Source organism: Pseudomonas sp. MPFS, assembly GCF_022537035.1.
GTDB classification, from domain to species: Bacteria; Pseudomonadota; Gammaproteobacteria; order Pseudomonadales; family Pseudomonadaceae; genus Aquipseudomonas; species Aquipseudomonas sessilinigenes.
In genome coordinates this window covers 4487093-4508577 of record NZ_CP066123.1, presented here as the reverse complement: position 1 = coordinate 4508577, position 21485 = coordinate 4487093, and the positions used below count along the sequence as shown (strand labels likewise).

Below are 21485 nucleotides of genomic sequence, written 5' to 3'. Positions count from 1 at the left end.
CGCCAAAGGCACCGAAAGGTGCCTTTGTGCTGTCTGGGATTTGATGGCCAGGATTCATGACGAGACCCTGGCGGTTGTTTCGACGCCAACAAAAACGCCCGGCATCGCCGGGCGTCTTGTATTAATCGCTTAGCGGGCGCGGTAAGTGATGCGCCCTTTGCTCAAGTCATAGGGCGTCAGCTCGACGCGCACCTTGTCACCGGTAAGAATACGAATGTAGTTCTTGCGCATCTTACCGGAGATATGCGCGGTTACGACGTGCCCATTTTCCAACTCCACGCGAAACATGGTGTTGGGCAGGGTGTCGACGACAGTGCCTTCCATTTCGAAGCTGTCTTCTTTCGACATGCAGTAAAGCCCTCGGTGTCCAGTTAATGGCCCGGTGCAACTGCGCCAGGCAAAAGCGGCGTGCATTGTGCCCGAAAAGTGGGGTTCAAGCCAAGACCTTCTAGTTCAGGATCACCCATCTCTGGTTGATCAGCAGCTCGATGGGGCGATATTGGGTCTTGTAGTTCATTTTTTTGCAGTTCTTGATCCAGTAGCCAAGATAGACCGCATCCAGCCCCTGGCGCAGGGTCTCGCCGATCTGCCAGAGGATCGCGTAGCGTCCGAGGCTGCGACGCTCTTCGTCGGGTTCATAGAAGGTGTACACCGCCGATAGGCCGTTGGGCAGCAGGTCGGTGACGGCCACGGCCAGCAGTCGTCCCTCCAGGCGGAACTCATAGAAGCGAGAAAAGGGCAGGTCGCGCACCAGGAATGTGGCGAATTGGTCGCGGCTGGGGGGGAACATGTCGCCATCGGCATGACGTTGCTCGATATAGCGGCGATACAGGTCGAAGTACTCTTCGCTGAAGCTGGGCTTGGTCGCCAGGACGCTCAGGTCGCTGTTGCGCTTGAGGATGCGCTTTTGCTGGCGGTTGGGCAGGAACTGTGCGGCCGGAATGCGCGCAGGTACGCAGGCGTTGCAGTTTTGGCAATGGGGGCGATACAGATGATCGCCGCTGCGACGAAACCCCATTTCCGAAAGGTCCGCGTAGACGTGCACGTCCATGGGCTGGCTGGGATCGAGGAACAAGGTGGTGGCCTGTTCGCCGGGCAGGTAGCTGCAAGAATGGGGTTGAGTGGCATAAAACTTCAGGCGCGCCAACTCGGTCATGAGTCAACCCTCGGGATAAGCTTTGGAATTAAGTGTAAGCCACCGCCGCCAAGCCCGCCTAGGAAAGCCATGTGGCGCTGCTCGGTTGATCCAGGTGGTGCCTCAGGTAGCCGGCGAACTCCAGGCGGGTAATGGCGCGGGCTCCCAGGCTATGCAAGTGTTCAGTGGGCATCTGGCAGTCGATCAGTACGAAACCCCACGCCTTCAGTCGCTCCACCAGGGTGGCGAAACCGAACTTCGAGGCATTGTCGGCACGGCTGAACATCGATTCGCCAAAGAACAGTTGGCCCATTGCCAGTCCATACAGGCCGCCCACCAGGGTGCCCTGGTCCCAGACTTCTACCGAATGGGCGTGGCCTTGCTGGTGCAAGCGCAAGTAGGCCTGTTGCATTGCCTGGCTGATCCAGGTGCTGTCGGCATAGGCTCGGGGTTCGGCGCAGGCACTGATTACCCCCGCGAAATCCTGGTCGAAGGTGACCTGGTAGCGTTGTTTGCGCAGCAGTTTGCCCAGGCTGCGGGAAACATGCAGTTCATCTGGAAACAGCACTGTACGCGGGTCGGGCGACCACCAGAGGATCGGCTGGCCTTCGGAAAACCATGGAAAACAGCCGTGGCGATAGGCCTGAACCAGGCGTTCGGCGGACAGGTCGCCACCGGCGGCCAACAGCCCGTTGGGCTCGCGCATGGCTTTTTCCAGCGGGGGGAAGACAAGGTTGTTGCGTTGTAGCCAGGTCAGCATGGTATTCAGGCTTGCGGTAGGGGAGGGCGGTGGCGAGCCTGTGATGGCCCGCCACAAGCGTAGGGTGAGGACTCAGTTGTCGTCGAGGAATTTTTCCGCATCCAGGGCCGCCATGCAGCCAGCGCCGGCAGAGGTGATGGCCTGGCGGTAGACATGGTCGGCCACATCGCCAGCGGCGAATACGCCTTCGATGCCCGTGGCCGTGGCGTTGCCTTCGCTGCCACCCTTGATCAGCAGGTAGCCATCGCGCATCTGTAGTTGATCCTTGAACAGGTCGGTATTGGGCTTGTGGCCGATGGCGATGAAGACCCCCGACAGCGCCAGGTCCGTGGTCGCGCCGCTTTGGCTGTCCCTGAGCCGGGCCCCGGTGACACCGCTGGCGTCTCCCAGGACCTCATCCAGGTGCTGGTTCCAATGCAGGCGGATATTGCCATTAGCGGCCTTGTCGAACAGTTTGTCTTGCAGGATCTTCTCCGCCCGCAGCTTGTCGCGACGGTGTACCAGGTGCACTTCCCGGGCGATATTCGACAGGTAGAGGGCTTCTTCCACGGCCGTATTGCCGCCGCCAACCACCGCGACGACCTGATTGCGATAGAAAAAGCCGTCGCAGGTGGCGCAGGCTGAAACCCCTTTGCCGGCAAAGGCCTCCTCCGAGGGCAGGCCCAGGTACTGCGCCGAGGCTCCGGTGGCGATGATCAGGGCGTCGCAGCTATAGGTGCCGCTGTCGCCAATGAGGATGAACGGGCGTTTTTGCAACTGGGCGGTATGAATGTGGTCATAGACGATCTGGGTGTCGAAGCGCTCGGCATGTTTTTGCATGCGCTCCATCAAAACCGGGCCGGTCAGGCCCTCGACATCGCCGGGCCAGTTGTCCACTTCAGTGGTGGTGGTCAGTTGGCCGCCAGCTTGCAGGCCGGTGATGACGGTCGGTTTGAGGTTGGCGCGAGCGGCATAGACGGCGGCGCTGTAACCGGCAGGGCCGGAGCCCAGAATGATCAGGCGTGAATGCTTCGCTTCGTTCATAAAAAACACCTCATAAGCCTTTGTCACAAAAGAGAATGCATGCTCCAATTGAACAGTACGTGACAGGCCGCTGGCCATGCCTGGAAGAGCGTCCTAGCGTGGCATGGCTTGAACAAACCCGTACAATGCGACGATGTAACAGGCTTATTCAGAATTGCACTGTTTCAGAAGCAAGGGGCAGAGTGTTAAAAGTAGCCCCAGTTACGCCGGTCAACTTTATTTACCTGCTCGGATTGAGCAGTATCTTGTAGTCAATCACCCGTTGGACGCGCCCTTGGCGCAGGAAAAGACGCGTTTTGAAGAAATCCACCGCAGCACCCAAACCTGTAGTTCCGCTCTGGCGACAACAATTGCACTACCGACTCAAGGAAGGTGCGTTGATCGCCATTGGAGCCCTGTGCCTGTTCTTGATGATGGCGCTTTTGACCTACGGTAAGGACGACCCGGGTTGGAGCCATAACAGCAAGATCGAGGATGTGCAGAACTTCGGTGGTCCTGCCGGCTCCTACAGCGCCGACATGCTGTTCATGGTGCTGGGGTATTTCGCTTATATCTTCCCGCTGCTGCTGGCGGTCAAGACTTACCAGATTTTCCGCCAACGCCATGAGCCCTGGCAGTGGAGCGGCTGGCTGTTTTCCTGGCGACTGATCGGCCTGGTGTTCCTGGTCCTGTCCGGGGCCGCGCTGGCGCATATCCATTTCCATGCCGCCACGGGCTTGCCGGCCGGTGCCGGCGGCGCCTTGGGCGAGAGCCTGGGCGACCTGGCCAAGAATGCCCTGAACGTGCAGGGCAGCACCCTGATGTTCATCGCCCTGTTCCTGTTTGGCTTGACGGTGTTCACCGACCTTTCCTGGTTCAAGGTCATGGATGTCACCGGCAAGATCACCCTCGACCTGTTCGAGTTGTTCCATGGCGCCGCCAATCGTTGGTGGGACGCACGCATGGAGCGCAAGCAGCTGGTAGCGCAACTGCGCGAGGTGGATGCCCGGGTCGACGAAGTCGTGACCCCGAACGTTGCCGACAAGCGCGAGCAGGCCAAGGTCAAGGAGCGCCTGATCGAGCGCGAGCAGGCCCTGAGCAAGCACATGTCCGAGCGCGAGAAGCAGGTGCCACCGGTGATCACCCCGGTAGTCACCAAGGCGCCGGAGCCGAGCAAGCGGGTGCAGAAGGAAAAGCAGGTACCGCTGTTCATTGACAGCGCGGTGGAAGGCACCTTGCCGCCGATCTCGATCCTCGACCCTGCGGAAAAGAAACAGCTCAACTACTCCCCCGAGTCCCTGGCGGCCGTCGGCCACTTGCTGGAGATCAAGCTCAAGGAGTTCGGGGTCGAGGTCGCGGTGGACTCCATCCACCCAGGGCCGGTGATTACCCGCTACGAGATCCAGCCAGCGGCCGGGGTCAAGGTCAGCCGCATTGCCAACCTGGCCAAGGACTTGGCCCGTTCCCTGGCCGTGACCAGCGTGCGGGTGGTGGAAGTGATTCCCGGCAAGACCACCGTGGGCATCGAGATTCCCAACGAAGACCGGCAGATCGTGCGGTTCTCCGAAGTACTCTCCACTCCGGAATACGACAACTTCAAGTCCCCGGTCACCCTGGCCCTGGGCCACGACATCGGCGGCAAGCCGATCATCACCGACCTGGCGAAGATGCCGCACCTGCTGGTGGCCGGTACCACCGGTTCCGGTAAGTCGGTGGGGGTCAATGCGATGATCCTGTCGATCCTGTTCAAGTCCGGGCCGGAAGACGCCAAGCTGATCATGATCGACCCGAAGATGCTCGAACTGTCGATCTACGAAGGCATCCCGCACCTGCTGTGCCCGGTGGTCACCGACATGAAGGACGCGGCCAACGCCCTGCGCTGGAGCGTGGCGGAGATGGAGCGGCGCTACAAGCTCATGGCCAAGATGGGGGTGCGTAACCTCTCGGGCTTCAATGCCAAGGTCAAGGAAGCTATCGATGCCGGCACGCCGCTGTCCGACCCACTGTACAACCGCGAGAGCATCCACGACGAAGCGCCGTTGCTGAGCAAGCTGCCCACCATCGTGGTGGTGGTGGACGAATTCGCCGACATGATGATGATCGTCGGCAAGAAGGTCGAAGAGCTGATTGCCCGTATCGCCCAGAAGGCCCGGGCCGCCGGTATCCACCTGATCCTGGCGACCCAGCGGCCGTCGGTGGATGTGATCACCGGCCTGATCAAGGCCAACATCCCGACCCGCATGGCGTTCCAGGTGTCGAGCAAGATCGACTCGCGGACCATCATCGACCAGGGGGGCGCCGAGCAACTGCTGGGCCACGGTGACATGCTCTACATGCCGCCCGGTACCAGCCTGCCGATCCGGGTCCATGGCGCCTTCGTATCCGACGATGAAGTGCATCGCGTGGTGGAGGCCTGGAAACTGCGCGGCGCTCCGGAATACAACGACGACATTCTCAATGGCGTCGAAGAGGCCGGCAGTGGCTTCGAAGGTAGCAGCGGCGGTGGTGATGGCGATGATCCGGAAGCCGACGCGCTCTACGACGAAGCGGTACAGTTCGTGCTGGAGAGCCGCCGGGCCTCCATTTCCGCGGTCCAGCGCAAGCTCAAGATCGGCTACAACCGCGCCGCCCGGATGATCGAGGCCATGGAAATGGCCGGCGTGGTGACGGCGATGAACACCAACGGCTCCCGAGAAGTGCTGGCCCCCGGCCCTTCGCGCGACTGATCCCGGTTCTGATATCAGCGGCGTGAGGCCACGCCGCTTGTACACCCATCCATCTTAATGAGGAATCCCATGCGCCTGATCCGCATGTTGCTGCTGCCGGTACTGGCCGTGACCACCTTGTCGGCCCATGCCGACCCGAAAGACGTGGCTCGCCTGACCCAGTTGCTGGAAAAATCCCAGACCCTGAGTGCGCGTTTCTCGCAACTGACCCTCGACGGCAGCGGCACCCAGTTGCAGGAAACCGCGGGCGAGATGTCCCTGCAGCGTCCTGGCCTGTTCTACTGGCACACCGATGCTCCCCAGGAGCAGTTGATGGTTTCCGATGGCCAGAAGGTTTCGCTCTGGGACCCTGACCTGGAGCAGGTGACCATCAAGAAGCTCGACCAGCGCCTGACCCAGACCCCGGCCCTGCTGCTCTCCGGCGATGTGTCGAAGATCAGCGAAAGCTTCGACATCACTTCCAAGGAAGCCGGTGGTGTGATGGACTTCGTCCTCAAGCCCAAGACCCGCGATACGCTGTTCGACAGTCTGCGCCTGTCGTTTCGCAACGGTATGATCAATGACATGCAGTTGATCGACAGTGTCGGCCAGCGCACCAATATCCTGTTCACCGGGGTCAAGGCCAACGAATCGATCCCGGCCTCCAAGTTCAAGTTCGACATCCCCAAGGGTGCCGACGTGATCCAAGAATAAGGCTTTGCCCGCAGGCTTGAAGGTAACCCATGGACCTGTTTCGTAGTGCCCCGATCGCCCAGCCCCTGGCCGCCCGCTTGCGTGCGACCAACCTGGATGAGTATGTCGGCCAGCAGCACCTGCTGGCCCGGGGCAAGCCGCTGCGCGAGGCCTTGGAGCAGGGCGCCCTGCACTCGATGATCTTCTGGGGGCCGCCAGGCGTAGGCAAGACCACCCTGGCACGACTCCTGGCGGAGGTGTCCGACGCGCATTTCGAAACGGTTTCCGCGGTGCTGGCTGGGGTCAAGGAGATTCGCCAGGCGGTGGACATCGCCAAGCAGCAGGCCGGGCAATACGGCCGGCGGACCATCCTCTTCGTCGATGAAGTGCATCGTTTCAACAAGTCCCAGCAAGATGCCTTCCTGCCCTATGTGGAAGACGGCACCCTGATCTTCATCGGTGCCACCACCGAGAATCCTTCCTTCGAACTCAATAACGCGCTGCTCTCCCGGGCCCGGGTCTATGTACTCAAGAGCCTGGATGAAGCGGCCCTGGGTAGCCTGGTGCAGCGTGCCCTGAGCGAGGAAAAGGGCTTGGGCAAGCGCCAGCTGAGCCTCAGTGACGAAGGCTTGCAGATGCTGCTGTCGGCGGCCGACGGCGATGGCCGGCGCATGCTCAACCTCTTGGAAAATGCTTCGGACCTGGCCGAAGACGGTGGCGAGATTGGAACCGAGCTGTTGCAGAGCCTGCTGGGGGATACCCGCCGGCGCTTCGACAAGGGAGGGGAGGCCTTCTACGACCAGATCTCCGCGTTGCACAAGTCGGTGCGCGGTTCCAACCCCGATGGTGCCCTGTACTGGTTCGCCCGCATGCTCGACGGCGGCTGCGACCCGCTGTACCTGGCCCGGCGCGTGGTGCGCATGGCCAGCGAGGATATTGGCAACGCCGACCCCCGGGCCCTGAGCCTGTGCCTGGCGGCCTGGGATGTGCAAGAGCGCCTGGGCAGTCCCGAGGGCGAGTTGGCCGTGGCCCAGGCTATTACCTACCTGGCCTGCGCGCCGAAGAGCAACGCCGTATACATGGGGTTCAAGGCGGCCATGCGGGCCGCTGCCGAGCACGGTTCGCTGGAAGTGCCGATCCACCTGCGCAATGCCCCGACCAAGCTGATGAAGCAGCTCGGTTATGGCGACGAATATCGCTACGCCCACGATGAGCCGGATGCCTACGCTGCCGGCGAGGACTATTTCCCCGAGGAACTCGAACCCCTGGCCCTCTACCAGCCGGTGCCCCGTGGCCTGGAACTGAAGATCGGCGAGAAGCTCAAGCACCTGGCTGCGCTCGACCGGGCCAGCCCCCTGCAGCGGAGAAAACCTTGATCCCGTTGATCCTCGCGGTTTGTGCCGGCGGTGTGGCCGGCACCCTGTTGCGTTTCGCCACTGGCAACTGGATCAGCGCCAATTGGCCGCGGCACTTCTATACCGCGACGCTGGCCGTTAATATCGTGGGCTGCCTGCTGATCGGCGTGCTATACGGACTGTTCCTGATCCGTCCGGAAGTGCCGATCGAAGTGCGTGCCGGATTGATCGTCGGTTTCCTCGGCGGCCTGACGACTTTTTCATCCTTTTCACTGGATACCGTGCGTCTGCTGGAAAGCGGACAAGTGGCGCTGGCCCTGGGCTACGCGGCGCTGAGTGTATTCGGCGGGCTGCTCGCCACCTGGGCTGGCCTGTCCCTGACCAAACTTTGATAAACGAGAGAACGACATGCTCGATTCCAAACTGTTACGTAGCAACCTTCAGGACGTAGCGGATCGCCTGGCATCCCGCGGCTTCGCCCTGGATGTGGCACGCATCGAGGCGCTGGAAGAACAGCGCAAGACCGTGCAGACCCGCACCGAGCAACTGCAGGCCGAACGTAACGCGCGCTCCAAGTCCATCGGTCAGGCCAAGCAGCGCGGCGAAGACATCGCCCCGCTGATGGCCGACGTCGAGCGCATGGGGAACGAGCTGACCTCCGGCAAGGCCGAGCTGGAAAGCATCCAGGGCGAACTGGATTCGATCCTGTTCGGCATTCCCAACCTGCCTCACGAGTCGGTGCCGCTAGGCGAAGACGAAGACGGCAACGTCGAAGTACGCCGCTGGGGCACCCCGGCCAGCTTCGACTTCCCGATCAAGGACCACGTGGCCCTGGGCGAAACCCATGGCTGGCTGGATTTTGAAACCGCCGCCAAGCTCTCGGGCGCGCGTTTCGCCCTGCTGCGCGGCCCCATCGCCCGCCTGCATCGCGCCCTGGCGCAGTTCATGATCAACCTGCACACCGGCGAGCACGGCTACGAAGAGGCCTATACCCCGTACCTGGTGCAAGCCCCGGCCCTGGTAGGCACCAGCCAGTTGCCGAAATTCGAGGAAGACCTGTTCAAGATCACTCGCGAAGGCGAGGCCGATCTGTACCTGATTCCGACCGCCGAAGTGTCCCTGACCAACATCGTCGCTGGCGAGATCCTCGATCCCAAGCAGCTGCCGTTGAAGTTCGTCGCCCATACCCCATGCTTCCGCAGTGAAGCTGGCGCATCGGGCCGCGACACCCGCGGCATGATCCGCCAGCACCAGTTCGACAAGGTCGAGATGGTCCAGGTGGTGGAGCCATCCACCTCCATGGATGCCCTGGAAGGCCTGACCGCCAACGCCGAGAAGGTCCTGCAGCTGCTGCAACTGCCGTACCGGGTACTGGCCTTGTGCACCGGCGACATGGGCTTCAGCGCGCTCAAGACCTACGACCTGGAAGTCTGGGTTCCGAGCCAGGACAAGTACCGCGAGATCTCCTCGTGCTCCAACTGTGGCGACTTCCAGGCCCGCCGCATGCAGGCGCGCTTCCGCAACCCGGAAACCGGCAAGCCGGAGCTGGTGCACACCCTCAACGGTTCCGGCCTGGCCGTAGGCCGGACCCTGGTAGCCGTGCTGGAGAACTATCAGCAGGCCGACGGTTCGATCCGCGTGCCGGATGTACTCAAGCCTTACATGGGTGGTGTCGAGGTCATCGGCTAAATGGAATTTCTGCCGCTGTTTCACAAGCTTCGCGGCAGTCGTGTGTTGGTGGTCGGTGGAGGGGAGATTGCCTTGCGCAAGTCCCGTCTGCTGGCCGATGCCGGTGCGCAGCTGCGGGTGGTCGCACCTGAAATAGAAGCGCAATTGCAGGAGTTGATCGTCGCCAGCGGCGGTGAATCGCTGTTGCGTGGCTACGCCGAGGCGGATCTCGACGGCTGCGCCCTGATCATCGCCGCCACCGACGACCAGTCCCTCAATGCCCAGGTGTCCGCCGATGCCCATCGGCGTTGCCTGCCGGTCAACGTGGTGGATGCGCCAGCCCTGTGCAGCGTGATTTTCCCGGCCATTGTCGATCGCTCACCCTTGGTCATCGCGGTCTCCAGTGGCGGCGATGCGCCGGTGCTGGCGCGGTTGATCCGGGCCAAGCTGGAAACCTGGATCCCGTCTACCTACGGCCAGCTGGCCGGCCTGGCCGCGCGTTTTCGAACCCAGGTCAAGAACCTGTTCCCGGATGTGCAGCAGCGCCGGGCGTTCTGGGAAGAGGTATTCCAGGGGCCTGTCGCCGACCGCCAACTGGCCGGGCAAGGGGCCGAGGCCGAGCGCCTGCTGCAAGCGCGGATCGCCGGCCAGGCACCCAGTGCCCAGGGCGAGGTGTACCTGGTGGGGGCCGGCCCGGGCGATCCGGACCTGCTGACCTTCCGTGCCCTGCGCCTGATGCAGCAGGCTGATGTGGTGCTCTACGATCGCCTGGTGGCCCCGGCCATCCTTGAGTTGTGCCGGCGCGACGCCGAGCGCATCTATGTGGGCAAGCGTCGTGCCGACCATGCGGTGCCCCAGGACCAGATCAACCAGCAACTGGTGGACCTGGCCCGGCAGGGCAAGCGTGTGGTACGGCTCAAGGGCGGTGATCCGTTCATTTTCGGCCGTGGTGGCGAGGAGATCGAGGAGCTGGCGGCCCAGGGCATCGCCTTCCAGGTGGTGCCGGGGATTACCGCGGCCAGTGGTTGCTCGGCCTACGCCGGGATTCCACTGACCCACCGCGACTATGCGCAATCGGTACGTTTCGTCACCGGTCACCTCAAGGATGGCACCACCAACCTGCCGTGGGCCGATCTGGTGGCGCCGGCCCAGACCCTGGTGTTCTACATGGGCCTGGTGGGACTGCCGGTCATCTGCGAGCAGTTGGTCAAGCACGGTCGTGCTGCCAGCACCCCGGCGGCGCTGATCCAGCAGGGCACCACCAGCAACCAGCGAGTCTTCACCGGAACTCTGGCGGACCTGCCGGCCCTGGTGGCGGAGCACGAGGTCCATGCTCCAACCCTGGTGATCGTTGGCGAAGTGGTGCAACTGCGCGACAAGCTGGCCTGGTTCGAAGGCGCCCAGCCTCAAGCCTGAAACGTTTCGCCGTCACGGTGTTCCTGCATCGTGGCGGCGAGTGCGTTCAATCTCTGCGCCATATCCCGCGTCCGCTCAAGCGCTGTCGATCATGGCTGCCCTCGAAATCCTGCAATGGCCCCTTGGGCACGATGCCGGTCGGGTTGATGCTGGCGTGGCTGGCGTAGTAGTGCCCCTTGATATGGGTAAAGTCCACGGTTGCGGCAATTCCCGGCCATTGGTACAGCTCGCGAAGCCAGTTGGACAGGTTCGGGTAGTCGGCGATACGTCGCAGGTTGCATTTGAAATGGCCGTGGTACACCGCGTCGAATCGAACCAGCGTGGTGAACAGGCGTACATCCGCCTCGGTCAGGTACTGGCCGGCGAGGTAGCGTTGGTCATCGAGCAAGGCTTCCAGGGCGTCCAGCTCGGCAAACACCTCATCGAAGGCCGCCTCGTAGGCCTGTTGCGAAGTGGCGAAGCCGGCGCGGTACACGCCATTGTTCAGGGCCGGGTAGATGCGCCCGTTGAGTTCGTCGATACGGGCTCGCAATGGCTGCGGATAGAGGTCCAGGGGATTGCCGGTCAACCCATCGAAAGCGCTGTTGAACATGCGGATGATCTCCGCCGACTCATTGCTGACGATGCGCCGCTGCTGCTTGTCCCACAGCAAGGGCACGGTGACGCGACCGGTATAGTCCGGGGTGTCGGCGGTATAGCGCTGGTGCAGGAAATCCAGGCCGTCCAGGTGATCGCCGCTGGAGCCTTGGGACGGGTCGAAGGTCCAGCCATGCTCGCGCATCAACCAGCTCACCACCGACACCTCCACCAGGCTCTCCAGGCCCTTGAGCTGGCGCACGATCAAGGTGCGATGGGCCCAGGGGCAGGCCAGCGAAACATAAAGGTGGTAACGCCCGGCTTCGGCCGCGAAGCCGCCTTCGCCGCTGGGCCCGGGGCGGCCATCGGGGGTGACCCAGTGGCGCCGCTGGGCCTGTTCTCGTTGGAAAGACCCGTCCTTGCCGCTGGCGTACCACTGGTCATGCCAGCGTCCTTCGATCAGCAAACCCATGGAATGCTCCTCAGCTGTTATGCGTAGGCGTGCAGTCTATGCCTGGGCGCTCGAACAAAAAGCGCAAAACCTGGGTGATCAGGATCGATCAGATCGATCTATCGCGGGCATCCCAATACTGCTGGGCCAGCTCGAAGGCCTGCTCCCGGGGCGTGCCCAGGCCGCGCAGGGCCAGGGCCATGGTCGCCAGCAGCGCCAGTTGCGGGTAGCTGTCTTCAACCTCGCCGCGCCATAGCGCCTTGAGATGCTCGGGTTCCAGGCTGGCCGGTTTCACATGGCGTTGCGCCGACAGCGCGGGCCATTCCTCGTCCCAGGCGATGCCATCGCGGGTGCCGTACAAGTGGCTGATGGCGTCCGGATTGATTTCGATCTCGCCACCATCGCCCTTGATCACTATGACGTTGTCGCCCAAAAGGCTGGCGGCCTCGCGGTGCACCGCCTGGTAGCCGGGGTGGAAGATGCTCTGCAGCCCGCAACGGGCGCCCAGGGGGTTGAGCTGGCGGGCCAGGGAGTGGATCGGCGAGCGCAGGCCGAGGACGTTGCGCAGGTCGATCATCCGCTGCAGTTGTGGTGCCCAGTCCACCAGGGGGATGAACGCCAGGTTGCCCTGGTCCAGGGCCGTAGCCACCGCCTGCCAGTCACGGCACAAGGGAATGCCCAGCGGTTCCAGCAATTGTTCGGTGTACAGGCGCCCGGCGGTGTGGGCGCCAGCGCCGTGGAGCAGGATGCGCACGCCGTTCTGGGCCAGGCACTTGGCTGCCAGCAGGTACCACGGCAGGTGGCGCTTCTTGCCGGCATAGGTCGGCCAGTCCAGGTCAAGGCGGATGGCCGGGGCATCCAGGCGCTCGCGCAGGGCCTGGGTGAAGCCGGCCAGTTCCTCCGGGCTTTCCTCCTTGTGCCGCAGCAGCATGAGGAAGGCGCCCAGCTGGGTGTCCTCGACCTTGCCGTCCAGCAGCATGCCCATGGCTTGTCGGGCTTCTGCCTGGGTCAGGCCACGGGCGCCGCGCTTGCCCTTGCCAAGAATTCGTACGAACTGGGCGAAGGGATGCTCGTCCGGGGTTTGCGTGAGCAGGGGGGCGAAATCGTTCATAGGCAATTGGTCGGCTTCGGCAGGCCTGCCAGCTTGGCGGCCAGTTTGGCAGGAGTGCCCTTGAACAGGCGGTTCAGGTGCAGGCTGTTGCCCTTGTCCGGGCCCAGCTTGAGGGCGGTGTACTTGATCAGCGGGCGGGTGGCGGGCGACAGCTGGAACTCCCGGTAGAAAGCCTGGAGCAGCTCGATGATTTCCCAGTGCTCGGGGCCCAGCTCCAGTTCCTCGGTGGCCGCCAGGGCCTGGGCCACTTCGGCGGACCAGTCGGTGAGGTCGGCCAGGTAGCCGTCCTTGTCCAGTTCGATGGCGCGCGCGCCCACGGTGAGGGTGTTCATAGCCAGGTGTTGACCTTGTCATGCTGGATCGACAGTTCGACGAAGCCGGGATAGTCCACGGCCTCGGCCCAGGCGGGCAGGGCCAGCCCCCGGGCGCGCAGGTCCTCTTCCAGCACGTAGAGTTTCAGGCCGTCGCGTGCCTCCAGCTCGTTGCAGGGCGCGGTACCGGGTTGCAGGGCATAGGCCGCGTCGCCGCACAGCAGCAACGCATCGGCGCTCCCCAGCAGGCGCAGGCAACTGGCCAGGCGGTCGTCGGTGAAGGGTGAGTGGGACAACACATGCAAGGTCGACATCAGAGGGTAATCACCTGGTCATAACGGTCGATGATCCCGGCCAGCTCCGGGGCGCTGAGCAATTGGACGGTATCGAGGCCCAGGCTGTTCGGGTCCAGGCCCCGGGCGTCGAGGCTGGTGCGGCAGGCGAACAGCTCGTCCACCCCGAACAGCGACAATGCCTGAAGGTTGGCGGCCAGGTCCTTCTGGCGCAGGGCCTTGGCCTGTTGGCCGGGCATCAGTTGCAGCACGCCATCGTCGAGAAACAGCAGGCCGATGGGCAGGTCGAAGGCGCCACCGGCCAGGACGATATCCAGGGCTTCGCGGGCGGCCGGACCGGACCAGGGGGCCTGGCGGCTGACCAGCAGCAGGGACTTGGCCATCTCAGGCTCCTCCAAAACAGATCAGGCGGTCGGCGCTCTGCACCGCGTCATGCAACTGCCCGAGCCCGGAAAGCTCCCAGGGCGCCTCGATGTTCACCGCCGTGCGCTGGTAGCGCTCGGCCTCGTCGGCATTGAGCGTACCCCGGCGCAGGGCCGCGGCGATGCATACCACGGCATCCAGTTGGTGCTGATGGACGAACTCGCGCCATTCCCGGGGCAAGTCCTGCTCGTCCTGGGGCGTGACGATGCTGTTGGCAGCGTTGTACACACCGTCCTGGTAGAAAAACAGCCGGACGATCTCGTGTCCGCCGGCCAGCGCCGCCTGGGCGAACAGCAGGGCGCGGCGCGAGGAGGGCGCATGGGCGGCGGAAAACAGGGCGATGGCGAACTTCATGACGGCCTCGATGGATAACTCGGCGGCCATGATAAAGCTTTCTCCGGGGATCGGCTAAACCCGTTTGGCCCGGGCTCCAGCTGCAGGACATATCGAGTAAAGCTTTGTCCGGGTCGCCGGCAGTCAAGGCGGCTAGACTCGCGCCTTCAATTCAGCCTGGGACAAGGAGCGAGGGAAGATGAATCTGGATTCGGCGGTGGTCGTGGTAACGGGGGCAGGGCGTGGACTGGGGGCAGCGCTGGCCATTGCCCTGGCGGACCTGGGATGCCAGTTGATCCTCTGTGGGCGCAACCCGCAGGCGCTGGCCGAGGTCAGCGGCGCCATCGAGCAACGCACCGGTCGTGCTGCCGGGCAGGTGGTGGTGGACCTGGCCAACAGCGACAGCGTCAAGGCGGCCCTGGCCGAGATCCACGTGCGCTATCCCCAGGTGGACATCCTGATCAACAACGGTGCCATGTGGCTGGAGGCGAGCGAGCAACCCCACAGTGTTGCCGAAGTCACCGGGGTGATCGACGCGGCCCTCAGTGGCACGTTCCTCTTGACCCAGGGCCTGCTGCCGGCACTCAAGGCCTCCAGCCGCCCGGACATCGTCACCATCGGCTCCATCAGCGGCTTGCCCAATGCACCCCTGCACAGCGTGTCGCTGCCGTTCTATGCCGCCAAGCACGGGCAGCTGGCGCTGGCCGACGGCTTGCGGCAGGTGCTCAACGGCACACCGGTGCGTTCGCTTTGCGTGCATCCGCCCTATCTGGAAGACATCTCGCCGCTGGACCCGGCCTGGCAGCAGGTCCCGGCACGGCAGAAGGGTGAGCAGGGTACCAACCGCGATGTCGTCGAGGCCGTGGTCTTCGCCTTGACTCGACCCCGTCACATCAGCTTGTCGTCCATCGTCATCGATACCGACAGCGGAGGTCTGTTCAGCTGATCGCAACAGCTCTCAGCGACTCTTGTAGCCCAGCTGCCAGCGGCGTGGAATCTTCAACGAGACCACGCCCAGCAGCGCTGCGAACACGCCACTGGCGTACAGTGCCTTCAGCCCCAGATGCTGCTCCAGCAACGCCCCCAGTACCGCCCCGGCGAACATCCCGCTCCAGGGAATCAACTGCACCCGCCAGCCGTTGCGGCGCTCCCCCAGGGCCCAGCGCCCCAGGCCCCGGCCAAAGCGCGATAACGCCCCGGTGACATAGGTCAGGCCGATGGGCAGGCCGTTTACTTCCTCCACCGCCGCGTTGAGCATGCCCATGGCGGTGATCGCCGCCAGCAGGGCCGGCAGTTGCTGCTCGAAAGGCCAGGCCGCCGACGCACACAACAGGGCGGCGATGCCCAGTAGCAAGGGCAGGGTGCGATGTCCGGCCAGGCGGCTGACGATCACCCCCAGTGCATTGCCGACGATGAATGTCGCCACCAGCATCAGCAGGCGCAGTACCAGGCCCGGCTCGCCGTCGCTGATGGCTACCGCCAGGCGGGTGGTGTTGCCGCTCATGAAGGAAACGAAATCCCCGGTGGCCATGAAGCCAATGGCATCGGTCATTCCCGCCAGCACCGACAGGCAGGCCACCAGGGCCAGGCCGACGCGTCCGCGCCATTTCTGCGTGTGCTGCAAGGCGGCACTGGCGGAGTGAGTGGAAGTCGAAGGCAACATCGGCGGTTCTCCTGTACCGGGACAGCGGGGGCGATGCGGTTCAAGGCCGTGGGTCGAGGTGATGCAGGGCGCAATATTCGTCCCAGGGCATGCCGGCCATTTGCGCCACCTCCTTGTGTACTTCAAGGCGCTGGGCCTGGAATTCCTCCGGGCTGGCGGCGGTCAGTTGCAGGCTCAGTTCCCAGGCGAACAACCCCAGGCGCTCGGCTTCGGCCTCGAAGGCTTCGTGCAGGCGCTCGGCGCGGTATTGCGCCGGGGTTTCGCCCCGGGCCCGGGCTTCCAGCGGGTTGAGGTTGTCCAGTTGTTCGCGCAACTCGGGGCGCTGCTCGAGGAACTTGCCCAAGGCCTGTTCATGCGGGTATTGATCGATTGCCATGAATACTCCCGGAAAGAATGCCACGCCAAGGCGCGCGATTGAGTTCGTTACGGCCAGATGCTCAGGCCAGGCCCGTCTGGGCGGCGATCAAGCCACGGAGCCGCACCAGGTCCTTGCGTGGGATGACATAGGTCCGCGCCAGCCGGTCGCCGATGCGCTGGCCGCGGCTGGACTCGCAGCAAATCAGCAGGGTCGCGGGGCTGATGGCGGCTTCGAGCGGTCGGGTCGCCGAGCGGATCAGCACCTGCAACAGCGAGGGCGGCTGGCCGATGCCATTGATCACTTGCAGGCCGCAAAGGGCCTTGCCGGCGGTGTAGCCACGCAACAGATATTCGCTGAGGGGAAAATACAGGCACCAGGTGGCCAACAGACACCAGGTGGAGAATGGCTCCAGATCCGGGTATTGGAGGCGTTCGGCCAGTCGGCACAGGGCGAACCACAGCAGCAGTACCAGCATGCCGTCGGCGAGGTAGGCCAGAATGCGCCGGATGATCAGGCCGGCTCTCGATACTTCCATGCATTGCCCCAAGACTACGCTCTGTATTGAACGGTCTATTGTACGACCTAAAGTCTCCCCAGGTAGCGTAATCCTGTTCACGAGTCCCTTGTAGGAGCAGTCGGTCGACGCTCGATTGCTCGCGATGCTCGTTAACGCTAGCGCATGTTTACGGGATAAACCCAGCGTTCTGAAGTCCATCGCGGGCAAGCCTCGCTCCTGCCATTTCCTTGACTGATCGGCATTACCCCAGGGAACGAGGCGCTAGCTATAGCGATGTGAAAAAAGCGTGAAAAATAAATAGAACCTTTTGCTTTGGGTTTCCCTCGAAAAGGCTCCTGCAGCATTTTTCTTTATCAAACAGGGAGATTCACACACGATGTCTAAGGTATTCGCAACCCTTCTGGCCAGCACTTCTGCCGCCACCTTGCTGGCACTTTCCAGCAATGCCATGGCCGCACCGGACACCGGGCCGATCTCCACCCTGGGGATTCTCGGCAGCTACAACGACTTCAAGCTCGAAGGCGGTAGTAAGAGTGACAAGGAACACCTGGGCGAGGGTGGCGTGTTCTACAACTTCGGCAACAAGATGACCGCCGAGTCGGGCCTGATCTACCAGGCCGGGATCGAAGCCAAGTTCGGCAAGAAGAACGACAACAAGCTCAAGGAAGGCCAGGCCGACCTCGACCTGGGCTGGCGCGCCGCCCTGGACGCGCGCAACTTCGTCGATGTGCTGGTGGGCGGTGGCTACACCTGGACCCGCTACGAGCCGGACACCGGCGACTACGACATGAAACTTACCAACAAGTCACCCTTCGCCAAGGCGGCCCTGGGCTATAACCACCAGTTCGACGACGTGACCATGCGCGTGGAGCTGGGGGCCCGTCATACCATCAATGGCCGGGCACGCTTGAAGGTGGATGATGTCGGCAGCGACACCGTGGACCTGAAGAACCGCACCAACCCCTATGCCGAAGTCAATTTCCTGATGAACCAGAACGGTTCGTTGCCGGTAATGGCCGGGGTCTACTACACCCACACCGAGTACAAGTTGGACGAGGATACCCCTGTGGCCGACAACACCAAGCTCAAGCGTGACGAGTACGGCTTCAAGGTCGGCCTGGCGTTCTAGGACGCTGCCAACCATAGGCACAGAACTGACCGCCGGCCCTGTCGAACGATAGGGCCGGCGTTTTTTCAGGTGTCGACGGCAGGCCGGTCGAGCTCGGCGCGCAGCTGGGCGATCAGGTGCAGGCAGTGGGTGAGGCCCGGCGAGGGTTCGCCGATCCGGCGGCTGAGGATGATCGGTGAGGTGGCCTCGGTTTCCAGCAGCGGGCAAAAGCCGATGTCGTCGCGGTGCAGCACCTGTACCGAGGCCGGCACCAGGGTGATGCCGATACCAGCGCCCACCAGGCCGATGGCGGTCTGCAATTCGTTGGTCCACTGGGCGATCTTCAGGTTCAGGCCCCGGGCATTGAACAGCGCGATCACATGGTCGGCGTAGCTCGGCCGCGGGTTGGCCGGGTACAGCACGAAGGGTTCCTGCGCCAATTGTGCAAGGCTCACGGTTTGCCCCAGCAGCGGATGCCCGGCGGGCAGGGCGACCACCAGGCGATCTTCGGTCAACACCTTCTGCACGATGGCCGGGTCGTCGATGTGGATCCGACCGAAACCGATATCGATGCGCCCGGCTTTCAAGGCTTCCACTTGCTGCAAGGTGGTCATCTCCGAGAGTCCCAGCTCCAGCTCCAGGGTCTCGTTGTTGCGCAGGCGGCGGATCAGTTGCGGCAGTACGCCGTACAGGGTCGAGGGGGCAAAACCGATGCCCAGCCAGGTCTTGTGCCCCAGGCCGATGCGCCGGGTGTTGTCGCAGACCTTGCCCAACTGCTCCAGTACCCGGTTGGAATGCTCGTAGAAGAAACGTCCGGCGGCGGTCAGGCGCAGCGGTCGGCCACGCTCCAGCAACAGCACCCCCAACTCGTCTTCCAGCTGCTGGATCTGCCGGCTCAGGGGCGGCTGGGCGATGTGCAGGCGTTCGGCGGCACGGGTGAAATTGAGGGTTTCCCCCAGTACCTGGAAATAGCGCAGATGACGCAGTTCCATGATTCCTCCTTGGTGGCTTTGCATACCTTTTAGGTATCAAGCCAGACCAATTCTATATTGGAACCCCAGAAAAAGCCGGGACAGAATCGCTGGCAGAACTTCAAGAACCTGACGGGTATGGACATGCACGCTTCTGCCATTGAATCGATCGAAACGATCATCGTCGATCTGCCGACCATTCGCCCCCACAAGCTGGCCATGCACACCATGCAGAACCAGACCCTGGTGCTGATCCGCCTGCGTTGCGCCGATGGCATCGAAGGCCTGGGGGAATCCACCACCATCGGTGGCCTGGCCTATGGCAACGAAAGCCCGGACAGCATCAAGACCAATATCGACCGCTTCTTCGCACCGCTGCTGATCGGCCAGGATGCCAGCAACATCAACGCTGCCATGTTGCGCCTGGAGCAGAGCATCCGCGGCAACACCTTCGCCAAGTCGGGTATCGAGACCGCGCTGCTCGACGCCCAGGGCAAGCGTCTCGGCCTGCCGGTCAGCGAGTTGCTGGGCGGCCGGGTGCGCGATGCCCTGCCGGTGGCCTGGACCCTGGCCAGTGGCGACACCGCCAGGGACATTGCCGAAGCCGAGAAAATGCTCGACCTGCGCCGTCACCGCATCTTCAAGCTGAAGATCGGCGCCGGTGAAGTGGACCGTGACCTGGCCCACGTGATCGCCATCAAGAAGGCCCTGGGTGAGCGCGCCAGCGTACGGGTCGATGTCAACCAGGCCTGGGACGAGGCGGTGGCATTGCGCGCCTGTCGCATCCTGGGCGACAACGGTATCGACCTGATCGAGCAGCCCATCTCGCGCAACAACCGCGCCGGCATGGTGCGCCTGAATGCCAGCAGCCCGGCGCCGATCATGGCCGACGAATCCATTGAATGCGTGGAAGACGCCTTCAACCTGGCCCGCGAAGGGGCCGCCTCGGTATTTGCCTTGAAGATCGCCAAGAACGGTGGCCCCCGGGCCGTCCTGCGCACTGCCGCCATCGCAGAAGCAGCGGGTATCGGCCTCTACGGCGGGACCATGCTCGAAGGCGGCATCGGTACCCTGGCCTCCGCCCATGCCTTCCTGACCTTGAACAAGCTGAGCTGGGATACCGAACTGTTCGGGCCGTTGCTGTTGACTGAGGACATCCTCGTCGAACCACCGCAATACCGTGACTTCCACTTGCACCTGTCGACGGCGCCGGGCCTCGGCCTGAGCCTGGACGAGGAGCGGCTGGCGTTCTTCCGCCGCGACAAGACCACCCCCGTGCTGCATCACGCCTGAGGAGGGCCCCATGCTATTCCACGTCAAGATGACCGTGAACCTGCCGCTGGACATGAATCCCGAGCGCGCCGCGCAGCTGAAGGCCGACGAGAAAGCCCTGGCCCAGCGCCTGCAGGCCGCGGGCAAGTGGCGCCACTTGTGGCGCATCGCCGGGCTGTACGCCAACTACAGCGTGTTCGATGTCGACAGCGTGCAGGAACTGCACGACACCCTGATGCAACTACCGCTGTATCCGTACATGGCCATCGAAGTCGACGCCATGTGCAGGCATCCTTCTTCCATTCATGAGGATGACCGCTGAGTCCGTGCCAGCCCGTTCACCACTCTAATAAGTACAAGATGAGGATCGATCATGAACGTCAGGATTTCCCACACCGCCAGCGCCCAGAAGTTCCTTGAGGAAGCCAGCGGCCAGTTCACCGAAGGCGGCAACCCACGGGCCAAGGCCCTCATGCACCGCATCCTGCGGGATACGGTGAGCATCATCGAAGACCTGCAAGTGACCCCCGAGGAGTTCTGGAAGGCGGTCAACTACCTCAATGTCCTGGGTGCCCGCCAGGAAGCCGGCCTGCTGGCTGCTGGCCTGGGCCTGGAGCATTACCTGGACTTGCTGATGGATGCCGCCGATGAGCAGGCCGGCAAGACCGGTGGTACCCCGCGCACCATCGAGGGCCCGTTGTACGTGGCCGGTGCACCCCTGAGCCAGGGCGAAGCACGCCTGGACGACGGGCTCGATCCGGGGGTGGTGCTGTTCATGCAAGGCCAGGTCACCAACACCGCAGGGCAACCCCTGGCCGGCGCCATCGTCGATGTCTGGCACGCCAACACCGGCGGCACCTATTCCTACTTCGACGGCAGCCAGTCGGAATTCAACCTGCGCCGGCGCATCGTCACCGACGCCGAAGGCCGCTATCGCTTTCGCAGCATCGTACCGTCGGGCTACGGCTGCCCGCCGGATGGCCCGACCCAGCAACTGCTGGACCAACTGGGGCGCCATGGCCAGCGCCCGGCGCACATTCACTTCTTCATCAGCGCAGACGATCATCGCCACCTGACCACCCAGATCAACCTGGACGGCGACCAGTACCTGCACGACGATTTCGCCTATGCCACCCGTGACGAGTTGATCGCCCAGATCACCTTCAGCGAAGACCAGGCCCGGGCCAGGGAACTGGGCGTCAGCGGGCGCTTCGCCGAGATCCACTTCGACTTCACCCTGCAGTCTTCGGCCCAACCTGACGAACAGCAGCGTCACGAGCGAGTCCGCGCCCTGGAGGATTGAGCCGCCGACCACGCCTGGCCCGGCCACGGAGCACCGACCCAGGTGCCCGTGGCCTTTGCCG

General features: G+C 63.3%; 25 protein-coding genes. 11 read left to right on the top strand and 14 right to left on the bottom strand.

Features of this window, described 5'->3' with window-relative positions; translation table 11 throughout:
* Positions 1-129: 129 nt before the first annotated feature.
* From infA to trxB, 4 genes are all read right to left on the bottom strand, one after another.
* Positions 130-348: a translation initiation factor IF-1 gene (infA, locus tag I9018_RS20680; protein ID WP_002553999.1), complete on the bottom strand. Its 219-nt coding sequence runs from the start codon at positions 346-348 to the stop codon at positions 130-132.
* Between the two features lie 100 nt (positions 349-448).
* Entirely contained in the window at positions 449-1156 is a 708-nt protein-coding gene (locus tag I9018_RS20675) for an arginyltransferase (protein ID WP_068582281.1), read from the bottom strand.
* A gap of 58 nt (positions 1157-1214) precedes the next feature.
* Positions 1215-1895 carry a leucyl/phenylalanyl-tRNA--protein transferase gene (aat, locus tag I9018_RS20670; RefSeq protein WP_068582284.1) on the bottom strand — a complete coding sequence of 227 codons (681 nt, stop codon included), beginning with the start codon at positions 1893-1895 and terminating at the stop codon, positions 1215-1217.
* Positions 1896-1967: 72 nt separating this feature from the next.
* On the bottom strand, positions 1968-2918 hold the full coding sequence (trxB, locus tag I9018_RS20665; protein ID WP_241107386.1) for a thioredoxin-disulfide reductase: 951 nt from the start codon (positions 2916-2918) through the stop codon (positions 1968-1970).
* A gap of 296 nt (positions 2919-3214) precedes the next feature.
* On the opposite strand from trxB, the gene I9018_RS20660 reads away from it, so the two are divergent.
* From I9018_RS20660 to cysG, 6 genes are all read left to right on the top strand, one after another.
* Positions 3215-5623: a DNA translocase FtsK gene (locus I9018_RS20660; protein WP_124348072.1), complete on the top strand. Its 2409-nt coding sequence runs from the start codon at positions 3215-3217 to the stop codon at positions 5621-5623.
* Between the two features lie 69 nt (positions 5624-5692).
* The gene (gene lolA / locus I9018_RS20655; RefSeq protein ID WP_068582295.1) at positions 5693-6316 is read left to right on the top strand and encodes an outer membrane lipoprotein chaperone LolA; all 624 of its coding nucleotides are present in this window, start codon (positions 5693-5695) and stop codon (positions 6314-6316) included.
* Between the two features lie 29 nt (positions 6317-6345).
* Complete coding sequence (locus I9018_RS20650; RefSeq protein ID WP_068582298.1) at positions 6346-7671, top strand: replication-associated recombination protein A; 1326 nt, start codon at positions 6346-6348, stop codon at positions 7669-7671.
* Positions 7668-8042, top strand: coding sequence for a fluoride efflux transporter CrcB (crcB, locus tag I9018_RS20645; protein WP_068582300.1), 375 nt, complete (start codon positions 7668-7670; stop codon positions 8040-8042). Before I9018_RS20650 ends, crcB begins: the two co-directional genes overlap by 4 nt.
* Positions 8043-8058: 16 nt before the next feature.
* Entirely contained in the window at positions 8059-9339 is a 1281-nt protein-coding gene (gene serS, locus I9018_RS20640; RefSeq protein WP_068582303.1) for a serine--tRNA ligase, read from the top strand.
* The gene (gene cysG / locus I9018_RS20635; protein WP_068582306.1) at positions 9340-10734 is read left to right on the top strand and encodes a siroheme synthase CysG; all 1395 of its coding nucleotides are present in this window, start codon (positions 9340-9342) and stop codon (positions 10732-10734) included.
* Between the two features lie 46 nt (positions 10735-10780).
* On the opposite strand, the gene I9018_RS20630 is transcribed toward cysG, so the two are convergent.
* The 6 genes from I9018_RS20630 to tusD form a co-directional block, all read right to left on the bottom strand.
* Positions 10781-11782 carry a glutathione S-transferase family protein gene (locus I9018_RS20630; protein ID WP_241107385.1) on the bottom strand — a complete coding sequence of 334 codons (1002 nt, stop codon included), beginning with the start codon at positions 11780-11782 and terminating at the stop codon, positions 10781-10783.
* Between the two features lie 88 nt (positions 11783-11870).
* Positions 11871-12872 carry a glycosyl transferase family protein gene (locus I9018_RS20625; protein ID WP_241107384.1) on the bottom strand — a complete coding sequence of 334 codons (1002 nt, stop codon included), beginning with the start codon at positions 12870-12872 and terminating at the stop codon, positions 11871-11873.
* The gene (locus tag I9018_RS20620; protein WP_068582314.1) at positions 12869-13204 is read right to left on the bottom strand and encodes a TusE/DsrC/DsvC family sulfur relay protein; all 336 of its coding nucleotides are present in this window, start codon (positions 13202-13204) and stop codon (positions 12869-12871) included. Before I9018_RS20620 ends, I9018_RS20625 begins: the two co-directional genes overlap by 4 nt.
* The gene (tusB, locus tag I9018_RS20615; RefSeq protein WP_068582317.1) at positions 13201-13497 is read right to left on the bottom strand and encodes a sulfurtransferase complex subunit TusB; all 297 of its coding nucleotides are present in this window, start codon (positions 13495-13497) and stop codon (positions 13201-13203) included. The genes I9018_RS20620 and tusB overlap by 4 nt, the downstream gene beginning before the upstream one ends.
* Positions 13497-13859: a sulfurtransferase complex subunit TusC gene (gene tusC, locus I9018_RS20610; protein ID WP_241107383.1), complete on the bottom strand. Its 363-nt coding sequence runs from the start codon at positions 13857-13859 to the stop codon at positions 13497-13499. The genes tusB and tusC overlap by 1 nt, the downstream gene beginning before the upstream one ends.
* Before the next feature lies 1 nt (position 13860).
* On the bottom strand, positions 13861-14253 hold the full coding sequence (gene tusD, locus I9018_RS20605) for a sulfurtransferase complex subunit TusD (RefSeq protein WP_241110182.1): 393 nt from the start codon (positions 14251-14253) through the stop codon (positions 13861-13863).
* A gap of 178 nt (positions 14254-14431) precedes the next feature.
* On the opposite strand from tusD, the gene I9018_RS20600 reads away from it, so the two are divergent.
* Positions 14432-15178, top strand: coding sequence for an SDR family NAD(P)-dependent oxidoreductase (locus I9018_RS20600; protein WP_068582322.1), 747 nt, complete (start codon positions 14432-14434; stop codon positions 15176-15178).
* 12 nt (positions 15179-15190) lie between these two features.
* Here the strand turns inward: I9018_RS20600 and I9018_RS20595 are convergent, their stop codons facing one another.
* From I9018_RS20595 to I9018_RS20585, 3 genes are all read right to left on the bottom strand, one after another.
* The gene (locus I9018_RS20595) at positions 15191-15895 is read right to left on the bottom strand and encodes a YoaK family protein (RefSeq protein ID WP_241107382.1); all 705 of its coding nucleotides are present in this window, start codon (positions 15893-15895) and stop codon (positions 15191-15193) included.
* Between the two features lie 40 nt (positions 15896-15935).
* Positions 15936-16271: a DUF6388 family protein gene (locus tag I9018_RS20590; RefSeq protein ID WP_124348067.1), complete on the bottom strand. Its 336-nt coding sequence runs from the start codon at positions 16269-16271 to the stop codon at positions 15936-15938.
* A gap of 61 nt (positions 16272-16332) precedes the next feature.
* Complete coding sequence (locus I9018_RS20585; protein WP_241107381.1) at positions 16333-16788, bottom strand: RDD family protein; 456 nt, start codon at positions 16786-16788, stop codon at positions 16333-16335.
* A gap of 358 nt (positions 16789-17146) precedes the next feature.
* Here I9018_RS20585 and I9018_RS20580 point away from each other — a divergent pair, with 358 nt between their 5' ends.
* Positions 17147-17899, top strand: a complete 753-nt coding sequence (locus tag I9018_RS20580; RefSeq protein WP_068582333.1) for an outer membrane beta-barrel protein — start codon at positions 17147-17149, stop codon at positions 17897-17899.
* 65 nt (positions 17900-17964) lie between these two features.
* On the opposite strand, the gene I9018_RS20575 is transcribed toward I9018_RS20580, so the two are convergent.
* The gene (locus I9018_RS20575) at positions 17965-18870 is read right to left on the bottom strand and encodes a LysR family transcriptional regulator (RefSeq protein WP_241107380.1); all 906 of its coding nucleotides are present in this window, start codon (positions 18868-18870) and stop codon (positions 17965-17967) included.
* Between the two features lie 123 nt (positions 18871-18993).
* Here I9018_RS20575 and I9018_RS20570 point away from each other — a divergent pair, with 123 nt between their 5' ends.
* The 3 genes from I9018_RS20570 to catA are packed head-to-tail and all read left to right on the top strand — an operon-like array spanning position 18994 to position 21424.
* On the top strand, positions 18994-20142 hold the full coding sequence (locus I9018_RS20570; protein ID WP_241110181.1) for a muconate cycloisomerase family protein: 1149 nt from the start codon (positions 18994-18996) through the stop codon (positions 20140-20142).
* 10 nt (positions 20143-20152) lie between these two features.
* Entirely contained in the window at positions 20153-20443 is a 291-nt protein-coding gene (gene catC / locus I9018_RS20565; protein WP_068582344.1) for a muconolactone Delta-isomerase, read from the top strand.
* A gap of 51 nt (positions 20444-20494) precedes the next feature.
* Entirely contained in the window at positions 20495-21424 is a 930-nt protein-coding gene (catA, locus tag I9018_RS20560; protein ID WP_241107379.1) for a catechol 1,2-dioxygenase, read from the top strand.
* Positions 21425-21485 lie beyond the last annotated feature (61 nt).